General features: G+C 69.1%; 11 protein-coding genes. 5 read left to right on the top strand and 6 right to left on the bottom strand.

What is annotated here, in order from left to right; all coding sequences use genetic code 11:
* The first annotated feature begins 137 nt into the window (after positions 1–137).
* Positions 138–908 (top strand): alpha/beta fold hydrolase, encoded by a 771-nt coding sequence (locus tag RJT50_RS08430; protein ID WP_313695865.1) that lies wholly within the window; start codon positions 138–140, stop codon positions 906–908.
* Positions 909–1058: 150 nt separating this feature from the next.
* Here the strand turns inward: RJT50_RS08430 and panB are convergent, their stop codons facing one another.
* Entirely contained in the window at positions 1059–1871 is an 813-nt protein-coding gene (gene panB, locus RJT50_RS08425) for a 3-methyl-2-oxobutanoate hydroxymethyltransferase (RefSeq protein WP_313695863.1), read from the bottom strand.
* Positions 1872–2002: 131 nt separating this feature from the next.
* On the opposite strand from panB, the gene RJT50_RS08420 reads away from it, so the two are divergent.
* On the top strand, positions 2003–2233 hold the full coding sequence (locus RJT50_RS08420) for a DUF5822 domain-containing protein (RefSeq protein ID WP_313695861.1): 231 nt from the start codon (positions 2003–2005) through the stop codon (positions 2231–2233).
* A gap of 18 nt (positions 2234–2251) precedes the next feature.
* On the opposite strand, the gene RJT50_RS08415 is transcribed toward RJT50_RS08420, so the two are convergent.
* Positions 2252–2782 carry an HAD family hydrolase gene (locus tag RJT50_RS08415; RefSeq protein WP_313695859.1) on the bottom strand — a complete coding sequence of 177 codons (531 nt, stop codon included), beginning with the start codon at positions 2780–2782 and terminating at the stop codon, positions 2252–2254.
* 105 nt (positions 2783–2887) lie between these two features.
* Complete coding sequence (locus tag RJT50_RS08410; protein ID WP_313695857.1) at positions 2888–4042, bottom strand: acyl-CoA dehydrogenase family protein; 1155 nt, start codon at positions 4040–4042, stop codon at positions 2888–2890.
* 103 nt (positions 4043–4145) lie between these two features.
* Here RJT50_RS08410 and RJT50_RS08405 point away from each other — a divergent pair, with 103 nt between their 5' ends.
* Positions 4146–4391 carry a succinate dehydrogenase/fumarate reductase transmembrane subunit gene (locus RJT50_RS08405; protein WP_313695855.1) on the top strand — a complete coding sequence of 82 codons (246 nt, stop codon included), beginning with the start codon at positions 4146–4148 and terminating at the stop codon, positions 4389–4391.
* On the opposite strand, the gene RJT50_RS08400 is transcribed toward RJT50_RS08405, so the two are convergent.
* Together RJT50_RS08400 and RJT50_RS08395 are read right to left on the bottom strand one after the other, a co-directional pair.
* Positions 4373–5578, bottom strand: a complete 1206-nt coding sequence (locus RJT50_RS08400) for an alanyl-tRNA editing protein (protein WP_313695853.1) — start codon at positions 5576–5578, stop codon at positions 4373–4375. The genes RJT50_RS08405 and RJT50_RS08400 overlap by 19 nt on opposite strands.
* 39 nt (positions 5579–5617) lie before the next feature.
* Positions 5618–6142, bottom strand: coding sequence for a helix-turn-helix domain-containing protein (locus tag RJT50_RS08395; protein ID WP_313695851.1), 525 nt, complete (start codon positions 6140–6142; stop codon positions 5618–5620).
* 147 nt (positions 6143–6289) lie between these two features.
* Here RJT50_RS08395 and RJT50_RS08390 point away from each other — a divergent pair, with 147 nt between their 5' ends.
* Positions 6290–7456, top strand: a complete 1167-nt coding sequence (locus tag RJT50_RS08390) for a cystathionine gamma-synthase (RefSeq protein WP_313695849.1) — start codon at positions 6290–6292, stop codon at positions 7454–7456.
* A gap of 195 nt (positions 7457–7651) precedes the next feature.
* Complete coding sequence (asd, locus tag RJT50_RS08385; protein ID WP_313695848.1) at positions 7652–8692, top strand: aspartate-semialdehyde dehydrogenase; 1041 nt, start codon at positions 7652–7654, stop codon at positions 8690–8692.
* Positions 8693–8756: 64 nt separating this feature from the next.
* Here the strand turns inward: asd and RJT50_RS08380 are convergent, their stop codons facing one another.
* The gene (locus tag RJT50_RS08380; protein ID WP_313695846.1) at positions 8757–11816 is read right to left on the bottom strand and encodes an FAD-binding and (Fe-S)-binding domain-containing protein; all 3060 of its coding nucleotides are present in this window, start codon (positions 11814–11816) and stop codon (positions 8757–8759) included.
* Positions 11817–11875: the final 59 nt, after the last annotated feature.

The raw sequence follows: 11875 nt of genomic DNA, 5'->3' as shown, positions 1-11875 counted from the left end.
AGGTAATACGCATTAATATATAAGCCTTTCTCCAACGAATCGCAGTACAGTAGTGGTCCAGCGGGTTCCAAGGTGGAATTGTGGTTCACGCGGAAACGAGCACCGTGCTTTATGCAACAGCGCCCCCGACTACGGCCATGAACCGAGTCACGCACCACGGTCGCGGGACGGCGTATCGGGTCTCGGACCGCGGGGGCGACGGGCCCGGGTTGCTGTTCGTTCACGGGAGCGGCGGTTCCGCCGACGTCTGGAAGTCCCAGCCGAGGCTCGCCGACGACTACCCCGTCGTGGCCCTGGAGCTCAGCGGCCACGGGGAGAGCGACGACGTGGGCGCGACCGGGGGGCCGGACGCGCTGGAGGCGTACGCCGACGACATCGTCGCGATCGCGGACGAGACCGGCGCGAGCGTTCTCGTCGGCAACTCGCTGGGCGGCGCGGTGGCGATGTGGGCGGCGCTCGAACGCGACCTCAACCTCGACGGACTGGTGCTCGCGGGGACCGGTGCCAAACTCGCCGTCCTCGAGGACCTGCTCGCGTGGCTCGCGGACGATTTCGACCGGGCGATCGAGTTCCTTCACGCGGAGGACCGGTTCTTCCACGACGTCGACGCGCGCCACCTCGACCTCTCGCGGCGGGCGATGCGCGAGACCGGACGCCCCGTCGTCGAACGCGACTTCCGGACCTGCCACACGTTCGACGTCCGCGAACGGCTCGATGAGATCGACGTCCCCACGCTGGCGCTCGTTGGCGAACACGACCACCTGACGCCGCTGTCGTACCACGAGTATCTCGCCGAACGGATCCCGAACGGGGAGCTCGCCGTCCTCAAGGACGCCGCGCACCTCGCCATGCTCGAACGACCGGAGGCGTTCAACGACTCGCTGGCCGACTGGCTCGACGACGTCTGAGGCGAACGTTCAAATACGGGAACGGGACCACGGCCGGTGTGACGTGACCGATCGCCCCGGAGCGTCCGCAGTCGCGTGGTTCACCGCTTCGGGACCCTGACTCGATCGACGGGAACCACCTGTTCGCCCCCATCCGCGGACCGAGCGGGTTCAGTACACGTCGTCGACGTCGTGCTCGACGTGACTGTGCTCCTCGGCCGGAAACTCTCCCGATTCGACCGCTCGTCTGTACTCGGAAACGGCCCGCTGCATCTCCCCGCGCACGTCGCCGAACTGCTTCGAAAACGGCGGCGACCAGTCGTCCAGACCCAGCACGTCGGTGACGACGAGCACCTGTCCGTCGGTGTCCGGTCCGGCACCGATGCCGATCGTGGGAATCGAGAGCGCCTCGGTCACCTGACGGGCCAGGTTCGACGGGACGTGCTCGAGCACGAGCGAGAACGCGCCGGCTTCCTCGTGGTCACGTGCGAGCTCGACGATCTCCTCGGCGGCGTCGCGCTCGGTCCCCTGCCGAGTGTATCCGCCGAGCTGATTGACGTGCTGTGGAGTCAACCCGAGGTGTGCCATCACGGGAATCCCGAGGTCCGTGAGCCGCCGCGTCAACTCGACCGTGTGGGGCCCGCTCTCTAGCTTGACAGCGTCCGCATCCGCCTCCTTGAGCATCCGACCGGCGTTCTCGATGCTCTCGGCGTCGTCGACGCCGAACGAGAGGAACGGCATGTCGGCGACGACGAGCGCGTCGTCGGTCGCGCGAGCGACTGCGCCGGTCCGACTCGCAACCTCATCGACGGTGACGGGGAGGGTCGAATCGTAGCCGAGCACGGCGTTCCCCATGCTGTCGCCGACGAGGATCACGTCGACGCCGGCTTCCTCTATCACCTCGGCGGTCGGCGCGTCGTAGGCCGTGAGCATCGTGATCGGCTCCTCGCCGGCCATCTCCCTGACCGTCCGCGTCGTGGTCATGCGAGCGTGTTCGAGGGTGACGTGATAAACTCTCTCGGTTCCGGAACGTCGCCACCCCGGTCTCTCGGGGACTGGTCCCGGCATACGCTCCGAACCGACACCACTTAGCGCGGCGACCCGAACGTCGATCCGTGCCACAGCGCGTCGAGACGACGAACCCCGACGGGATCGACTACGCCTGGGTCATGCAGACGACGTTCGTCGTGACCATCGTCGTCGGCGCGCCCGTCGTGACCGGGCTCTCGACGTTCGCGACCCTCCCGACGTGGGGAGCACGCGCGGAGTTCGCCGTCCGCGTCGGTGCCGTAATCTGGTTCCTCACGGCGCTCTCGGTGTACTTTTACGCCCGGTGGACCCGGTAACTCGGCCCCGGACTCCCGTCAGACCCACTCGAACGCGACGCCGGCCCGGTCCGCGGTCAGCTCGTCCCGCTCGGAATCGCCGACGAACAGTGCCTCCTCGGGCGGCGTTTCGAGCATCCGGAGCGTAGCGAGCAGCGGCTCGGGATCCGGTTTGTACGTCCCGACCGTGTCCCGCCCGACCACCGCGTCGACGTGGTCGCTCAGGCGATGGCCCTCGAGCGCGACGCGACAGGCCGACTCACAGTTCAGCGAGCAGACCCCCGTCGCCACGGACAGCGGGAGGTCGTCGGCCGGGGAGAGGCGTTCCGACAGGCGAGCCCCGTCCCTCTCGTGTTCGGCGAGAATCTCCTCCAGTTCGGTTCGAAGGCCGACGTCGTCGGCGCGTTCGAGGAGCTCCCAGAGACCCATCCCGTTCGTCTCGTGTCCGTGCCGCTCGAACAGCGTCACGACGTCCCGGGTCGCCTCGTCCCAGTCGACCGCGAGTCGAACCAGCGTCCCGTCGAGGTCGTAGACGACTGCGTCGAACTCGCGGAAGTCGGCCCGGTTCACGCCCGGTCGGATGCGCCACGGCGATAAAAGCGTACGGTCGGCCTGCCGTGATTTCTCCGGAGGTTCGCGGACGCGACGCGTGGTATCCCACGGGACGGCGACGCGTTACCCCAGGACCTCGCGCGCGATGATCTTCTTCTGGATCTCCGTGGTCCCCTCGTAGATGGTCGTGATCTTCGCGTCGCGGTAGAACCGCTCCACGTCGAACTCGGACATGTAGCCGTAGCCGCCGTGGATCTGGACCGCCTCGTTCGTCACGTCGACGGCCGTCTCGCTGGCGAAGTACTTCGCCATCGCCGCGACGAGACGTGGGTCCTCGCCCGCGTCGGCCTGTCTTGCGGCCTCACGAACGAGCAGCCGAGCGGCCTGCGCGTTCGTCGCCATCTCGGAGACCTTGTGGCGAACGCTCTGAATCTCCGCGATCGGCCCGTCGAACTGCTCGCGCTCCCACGCGTACTCGACCGCCTCGTCGATGGCCGCCTGCGCGAGGCCAACCGCCTGTGCCGCGATGGCGATGCGACCGCCCGTGAGGATGCGGAACGCCGCGCTCAGCCCCTTCCCCTCCTCGGTGAGACGGTAGCGTTCCGGGAGCCGGACGTCGTCGAACTGCATCGCCGTGGTGTCGGACGCCCTGAGGCCGAGTTTGTCCTCCTTCCTGCCGACGGTGACGCCGTCGTAGTCGGCCGGGACGAGGAACTGCGTGATCGACCCCGGATCCTCCGGGTCGGCCCTGGCGAAGACGACGTAGACGCCGGCGCGCTCGCCGTTCGTGATCCACTGCTTGTCGCCGTTCAGGACGTACTCGTCACCGTCCCTGACCGCGGTCGTCGACATCTCCGCGGGGTTCGACCCCGCGTGGGGCTCGGAGAGACAGAACGCGCCGACCGGACGGCCCTCGACCATCTTGGGGAGCCACTCCTCCCGGACCGCCTCGCTTCCGAACTCGGCGATGCACGAGGTGGCGAGACTGTGGACCGAGAGCGCGGTTGCGACCGCGAGCTGGCCGTAGGCGAGCTCCTCGTTCACCAGCGCGTACGTCCGCCGGTCGGCGTCGAACCCGCCGTACTCCGCGGGGACGGTAAGTCCAGTCAGGTCGAGATCGGCGAGGTCGTCCCACGCGTCTTCCGGGAACGTCTCGGTCTCGTCGGCCTCCCGCGCGCCGGGGCGGATCTCCTCGAGTGCGAACTCGCGGACCACCTCGCGGATGGCCCGCTGCTCCTCGGTGAGCAGCGAGTCCGAGTGGCCGTAAGCGTCCGTCATGTGCGCCCGTTCGGGCGGCCGAGGTTAAACGTACCCGACTCGAAACTCCCGACTCGGCCCGGAACGGGGAACACACTTCCGGCTGTCCGGCGAACCGATTCCCATGTCGGCCGACCACGAACACGACGAGTCCGAACGGCTCTACCTCAGGATCCGACGTCGACTCCCGCCCGGCGGCGAGGACGAACTGAACGAACTCGGCGCGGGGGTCGTCTTCGCGGCCGTCGGGATCCTGCTCTGGCTCGTCGCCGCGGCGCTCGGGTCGCCGGAGCTCGGCCCCGTCATCGTCGGCTTCTTCGCGCTGATGTGGCTCCTCTACGTCGCGCTCGATTACTTCTCTGACGCGTAGGTGCGGAGCCAGTCCAGCAGTTCCGACGCGTCCGCGTTCACGCCGCCCCCCTGTGCGAACGGCGGGCCACCGCCGCCGCCGCCGCCGAAGACGTCAGTCAGTTCCTCGACCACGTCGCCGGCGTGAACGTCACCCTCGGCGGCGACGACGACGAAGGGGGACGGGCCCGCCTCGACCGCGGCCACCACCAGATCGCGCTCGGACGCGACGGCTTTCGCCCGCTCGCCCACCGTGTTCGCGTCGAAGCCCGACACGCTCCCGAGGAGCCACGTCGCGCCGTCGGCCTCGACCCGCTCGAACGATCGGAGTTCGGTTTCGACCACTTCGCCCCGGAGTTCGGTCAGTTCGGCTTCGAGTTCGTCCCGCTCCTCCCGGAGCGCGGCGGCGACGGTCGGCATCTCGGCCGTCGAGCTATCGAGTTCGCGTGCCGTCGTGCGCGCGGCACCGTGGCGCTCGGCCGCCGCGCGGACCGCGGGCGGCCCGACCGAGAACTCGACTCTCGTCATCCCCTCGCCGGGGTTCGAGCGCGACCGGACCGTGACGGGGCCGATTTCGGCCGTGTTCGAGACGTGGGTCCCGCCGCAGGCGGCCCGGTCCCACCCCTCGATGGTGACGACGCGAACGGTCGCGGCGTCCGCCATGACCCCCTCCTCGGTCTTCGTGTTGAACGCGACGTCGGCCTGGGCGCGCGCCTCCCCGACGGGCAGTTCGGCCCAGGAGACGGGGAGCGAGTCCCAGACGGCGCGGTTGACCAGCCGTTCGAGTTCCACGAGCGTCCCGTCGTCGATGTCGGTCGTCGTGGTGAAGTCGACCCGGACCTTCTCGGGGGAGATGTCGAAGCCGCCGTACCCGAGGTCGTCGAGGAGGCGTTGCCCCGCGCCGTACAGCAGGTGGCTCGCCGTGTGGGCCCGCATGCAGTACGTCCGGAAGTCGTCGTCGACGACGCCAGCCACCTCGTCGCCGGCAGCGAAGTCGGGGGACTCCGCGAGTTCGTGGGTCACGGTCCCGTCCTCGACCTGGACAGTCTCGACGGCGACGCCGTCGAGCGTGCCGCGGTCGGCCGGCTGGCCGCCGGACTCGGCGTAGAAGTACGTCTCGTCGAGTTCGACCGCGTCGCCGTCGACCCGTTCGACGGTTGCCGTGAACTCGCGGACCTCGGGCGCCTCTGGGGCGAGCGTTCCGCTCATGGAGGGAGATGTCCGGCGGGCGAGAAAAATCGCTCGGGGTTACTCGTCGGCCAGTTCGACGCCGAGCCGCTCCTCGAGCTTGCCGATGACCGAGCCGCCGACGTTCGCGCGGGAGGCCCGGCCCTCCTCGACGGCGTGCAGGTCGTCCTCGTCGACGGCGATCTCGTCCGCGAGCTCCTCGACGGTCAGTCCCTCGTCCCGTCGAGCCGTCTCGGCGCGATCGCCGTATTCGTCGACGAGGTACGGGAGGCGGTCCTCCTCGTAGTCGGTCCCCTCCTCCTCCCAGCGCTTGGTGTTCGCGCGGGAGGCGTCGTACACGCGGGCCGTGTTCTGTGCGGCGCGCTTCTTCCGGTTCGTCTCGGTGTCGTCGCGGGAGCCGCCCTCCTGCTCGGACTTCTTCCGGCGCTGGCTGCGGTTCTCGCCGTGGGGCGCACAGTTCGAGCAGACGAGCAGGTCCGCGCCCGCGACGTTGGCGCGGGTCAGCGACGAGCCCTCGCGGCCGCAGAGTTCGCAGGCGTCCGCGCCGTCGCCACCGCCCCCGCTGCCGGTGGAGTACTTGGCCATGCACCTCCTATTCGGTGACGACTTTTAAATCCGCGCTCCGAACGCCCCCGAAACGACTGCGCGCGGGAGGGACGCTCCGACCGCCCGAGCGGACGGGACGCGTCCCGGATGGCAAGAGTGACACGGCGGGCCCGCACACCGGGGAACATGACCGAGGAACCCGAGACGTTCCGTATCGAGACGAACGCGGTCCACGCCGGACAGGACCCGGACGAGGAGACGGGCGCGCTGATGACGCCCATCTACGCCAACTCCACGTACGAGCAGGACGCGCCGGGCGACCACCGCGGCTACGAGTACAGCAGGACCGGGAACCCGACGCGGACCGACCTGGAGGCGAACCTCGCGGCCCTGGAGGGCGGCGAGTTCGGCCGCGCGTTCTCCTCGGGGATGGGCTCCATCAACACCGTCCTGAACCTGCTGGAGGCGGGCGACCACGTCGTCGCCGGCGACGACGTGTACGGCGGCACCCACCGCATCTTCACGCAGGTGTACGAGGAGTACGACCTCTCGTTCGACTTCGTGGACACGACCGACCACGACGCCGTGCGCGACGCGATGGGCGATTCGACTGAACTCCTCTGGGTCGAGACGCCGACCAACCCCCGGATGAACGTCAACGACATCGGCGCGCTCGCCGACCTGGCCCACGAGTTCGACGCGCTCTGTGCGGTCGACAACACGTTCGCCACGCCGTACCTCCAGCGGCCACTGGAGCACGGCGCGGACGTCGTCTCACACTCGCTCACGAAGTACCTCGGCGGCCACTCGGACGTGGTGGGCGGCGCGCTCGTCACCGACGACGAGACGCTCGACGAGCGCATCGGCTTCTACCAGAACTCCGTCGGCGCGACGCCCTCGCCGTTCGACTGCTTTCTCGTGCTCCGCGGGACGAAGACGCTCCCCGTCAGGATGGACCGCCACTGCGAGAACGCGACCGAACTCGCACGCTGGCTCGACGAGCACGAGCACGTCTCGGAGGTGTTCTATCCCGGCCTCGACTCCCACCCGCAACACGACCTCGCGGCCGAACAGATGGACGACTTCGGCGGGATGCTCTCCTTCGAGTTCGACGGGACGCTGGAGCAGGCCAGCACCGTCGTCTCGGAGACGGACGTGTTCACGCTCGCCGAGAGTCTCGGCGGCGTCGAGAGCCTCATCGAGCAGCCGGCCTCGATGACCCACGCCGCCATCCCCCGCGAGGAGCGGCTCGCGGCGGGGCTCACGGACGGACTCGTCCGCGTCTCGGTCGGCGTCGAGCACGTCGACGACATGAAGTCGGACCTCCAGCGCGCGTTCGACGCGGCACTGTAAGTCCGAACGCGCATGACCACGTCCACCCCATCGTCGCGGCTCGCGGGCGACCGTCGAACCGTCGCCAGATCACGCCCGAGTTCGACGATTCGTCGCCGGGCGCGACCGTTCCATGACGACTCGCTGTTACGGTAAATCTGGCCGCCCTCACCCGAATCCGAACCGTCTTATGCTCGTGTGACACAGGGGCACACAATGACCACGCGAGTCGGCATCCTCGGCGCGACGGGCGCCGTGGGCCAGCGGTTCATCCAGCTACTCGAAAACCACGAGGGGTTCGAACTCGCCTGCGTGACGGCGAGCGACGAGAGCGCGGGCAAGTCATACGGCGACGCGGCGAAGTGGCGCGTCGACACGCCAATCCCCGACGACGTCGCGGATCTGATCGTCCGCGAGACGAGCCCCGAAGCGATCCCGGACGACGTCGACCTGCTCTTTTCCTCGCTCCCCTCCGGCGTCGCCGCCGAGGTGGAACCCGGGCTCTGTGAGGCGGGCTACGTCGTCTCCTCGAACTCCTCGAACGACCGGATGGCGGCGGACGTCCCGCTCACCATCCCCGAGATCAACCCGGACCACCTCGGCCTCATCGAGGTTCAGCGGGACGAGCGCGGCTGGGACGGCGCGCTCATCAAGAACCCGAACTGCTCGACCATCACGATGGTGCCGACGCTGGCCGCGCTCGACGAGTTCGGCCTCGAACGCGTCCACGTCTCGACGCTCCAGGCGGTGTCGGGCGCGGGCTACTCGGGTGTCACCTCGATGGAGATCATCGACAACGCGGTCCCCCACATCGGCGGCGAGGAGGAGAAGATGGAGTCCGAATCCCGGAAGCTGCTCGGCTCCTTCGACGGCGCGGAGCTATCGCTCCACGACGCGGACGTTGCCGCCTCCTGTAACCGCATCCCGACGCTCGATGGTCACCTGGAGAACGTGTTCGCCGAGACGACTGCCGACCCCGACCCGGACGAGGTACGGGACGCGATGGCCGCCCTCCCCGGTGGGGACCTCCCGTCCTCGCCCGACCCGCTCATCCACGTGTTCGGCCCGGAGGACCCCGACCGCCCCCAGCCCCGGATGGACCGGATGCGGGGCGACGGCATGCAGATCGTCGCCGGCGGCGTCCGGACCACGGCCGAGGGCGTGAAGTACAACTGCCTCGCGCACAACACCGTCCGCGGTGCCGCGGGCGCGTCGGTGCTCAACGGCGAACTGCTCGCGGCGGAAGGCTGGATCTAAGGGTCGATCGCGGGCCGCGTCGGACGGATTCGGTCCGGATCGGGGGGAGGGAACTGTTTTGATCCTATCGTTCGAGCGCCGCTTGCAGCAGTTCGACCGGGTGCGGGGGTCGCTCCGCTCGCCCCTCCCTGTCGCCAAGCTGTGACCGACACGACGCTCCCGGCGCGGTCACGCGGTGGGCGTCGCTCCCGTCCACGGCGTCGAACAACAGCGACCCGATGGCCTTCGAGAGGTCGTAGTGCTCGGCCTCGTAGCCGAAACTCCCCGCCATGCCACAGCAGGTCGTGTCCAGCGGGTCCACCTCGTAGCCGGCCCGCCGGAGGACGCCGACCGCGTGGTGGTCCTTGTTCGTCGCCTTCTGGTTGCAGTGGCCGTGGTAGGCGAACGCGCCGCCGGGCGCGTCGAACGACGCGCGCTCGTCCGCCCGCGAGACGTCGAGGTACTCCAGCACCCCGTAGCTCGCCGCCGAAACCGCCTCCACCGCCTCCCCGTCGAGCAGGTCGCGGTACTCGTCCTGGAACATCACCGCGTCCGACGGTTCGACGAAGACGACGGCCGCTCCGGACTCGACGTGCGGGAGCAACGCGTCGACGTTTCGTTCCGCGCGGTCCCGGGCGCGGTCGAGGAAGCCGCTCGAAAACGCGGCCCGTCCGGACGGCGCGAGGTCGTCGGGAACCTCGACCCGGCAGCCAGCCGCCTCCAGTACCTCGACGGCCGCCATCCCGACCTCGGGGGTGCTGTAGTTGGAGTACGTGTCCGGGAACAGCACCACGGTCGCTTCCGCGTCGTCTCCGGCGATCGCCGGGCCGCTCCGGGCACGGAACTGGTCCACGAACGTGGCCCGCGTGAACGACGGGAGCTCCCTGTCGGCCGCGATACCGAGCGTCTTCTCCATCGCCCAGCGCGCGCCGGGCACGGATGTCGCCAGGTTCGAGAGCGGCGCGAGCGTCGAGCCGAGCCGGCTCGCCGCGTCGATGTCGGCGAACAGTCGCTCCCGGAGGCTCGAGCCGTCCTCCTCGTGGTGCTGGTGTTTCACCTCCGCTTTCAGTTTGGCCAGGTCGACGCCGGTGGGACAGTCCGACTGACAGCCCTTGCAGCCGACACAGAGCCCCAGCACCTCCTCCTGGAACCGATCGGAGTGAATCTCGTTCTCGTCGAGGTCCCCCGAGATGGCCGCCCGGAGCATGTTGGCCCGGCCACGGGTCGTCTGGATCTCCTCCTTCGAGGCGCGGTACGTCGGACACATGACGTCCCCGCGCGTCTGCCGGCAGGTGCCACAGCCGTTGCAGAGTTCGACGAGGTGTGAGAACCCGCCCTCCTCCGAGAAGTCCAGTGCGGTTCGGGGTTCGATCGACTGGTAGTCCGCGCCGTACCGGAGGTCGTCGCGCATGTCCGTGTTCGCCGCGGTGTCCGGATAGCCGCGCTCGCTCGCCGTCTCCGGGTCGGTGTAAACCACCTTCCCGGGGTTCATCCGCCAGTCCGGGTCGAACGCCGACTTGAGGTCCTGGAACGCGGTCCACAGCGCCGGCCCGTACATCTCCGGGTTGAACTCGGTGCGCGCGAGGCCGTCGCCGTGCTCGCCCGAGAACGACCCGTGGTGTTCGAGCACGAGGTCGGTCACGTCCTCGGCGATCGAGTGCATCGTCTCGATGCCCTCCCCCTCCTTCAGCGACAGGATGGGCCGGATGTGGAGCGTCCCGGCGCCCGCGTGAGCGAAGTAGGCGGCTGAGGTGCCGTGTTCGTCGAGCACCGCCTCGAACTGCTGGACGTACTCCGCGAGTTCGTCGGGTGGAACGGATGCGTCCTCGATGAACGGGTACGGCTTCGGGTCGCCCTGGAGGCTCATCAGCAGCGGGATGGCGGCCTTGCGGAGCTTCCAGAGGTCCGACTGCGCCTCGTCGGTGTACGCCTCCAGCACCTCGAACGCGTCGCCGTCGGTGACGAACTCCCGGGTCGCGTCGGCGAAGGCCGATTCGAAATCCGGCGTCTCGTCCGGCCCCCCGTCGCCGGGCGAGCGGGAGACGACCTCCGAGTCCCACTCCAGCATCAGCGCCGCGGCCGTGCCGTCCGGAATCGGCTCGGCGTACTGGGCGTACTCGGTCGACTCCCGGGCGAGCCTGAACACCTCCTCGTCCATGAGTTCCACCGCGGAGACGGGGTACTCCAGGGCCACCGGAACCGCCCGCATCGCGTCGACGAGGTCCTCGAAGCAGTACAGCGCGAGGGCGGTCTCCTCGGGTCTCGTGACGAGCGAGACGGTCGCCTCGACGATCACGCCGAGCGTTCCCTCGGCGCCGACGAACAGCTTCGAGAGGTTGATGACTTCCTCGCCGTCGTCGTTCTCGTAGATGACCTTGTGCAGGTTGTACCCGGACACGGAGCGTTTCAGCGTCGGGTAGCGCTCCTCGATCTCGGCCTCGTTGTCCTCGACGAGCCCCCGAACCGTCCGGCAGAGGTCCGCCTCGCGGTCGAACTTCCCGACGACCGCCTCCCACTCGGGCGAGTCGAGCACGATCTCGCGGGCGTGAACGAGGGAGCCGTCGGCGAGTACCACGCGAAGCTCCTCCGTGTAGGCGTCGCTGATGCCGTATCGAACCGAGTGGGCGCCCGTCGAGTTGTTGCCGAGCCCGCCACCCACGGTCGCCCTTGCGGACGAGGCAGGGTCCGGGGCGAACTTCAGGCCGTCCTCGGCGAGGCGGTCGTCGAGGTGGTCCTGGACGACGCCGGGCTGGACGGTCGCCCGCCGCGCGCCCGGATCGACCTCGAGAACGTCGTCCATGTGCCGGGAGAGGTCCAGCACGACACAGCCCGGGCCGACGGCCTGCCCCGCGAGCGAGGAGCCGGCACCCCGCGGGAGCACCGGCACGTCGTGCTCGGCGGCGACCCTGGCCGCCTCGCGCACGTCGTCGGTGTCCTTCGGACAGACGACGCCGGCAGGTCTGGCCCCGTAGACGCTCCCGTCGGTCGCGTACAGCACCTGCGCGTACTCGTCGAACTGTACCTCGCCGCGAACCCGTTCGCGGAGGTCGTCCGCGAGCGCCGCGTGGGCGGGGACGTCCGGGCGCTCGTGGCCGAGCGCTTCCGCCGATGTGTCCCACCGGTCGTCTCGCCGCTCGGTTGCCATGCTCGGGTCTTGCCTCCGTGCCGCAAAACCCTTTGGTAGATGATGACGTTCGCGGGAAC

This window comes from Halobaculum sp. XH14 (genome assembly GCF_032116555.1).
GTDB lineage: Archaea > Halobacteriota > Halobacteria > Halobacteriales > Haloferacaceae > Halorarum > Halorarum halobium.
The sequence above is the reverse complement of the archived record's forward strand: the minus strand, read 5'-3'. Positions and strand labels throughout refer to the sequence as shown.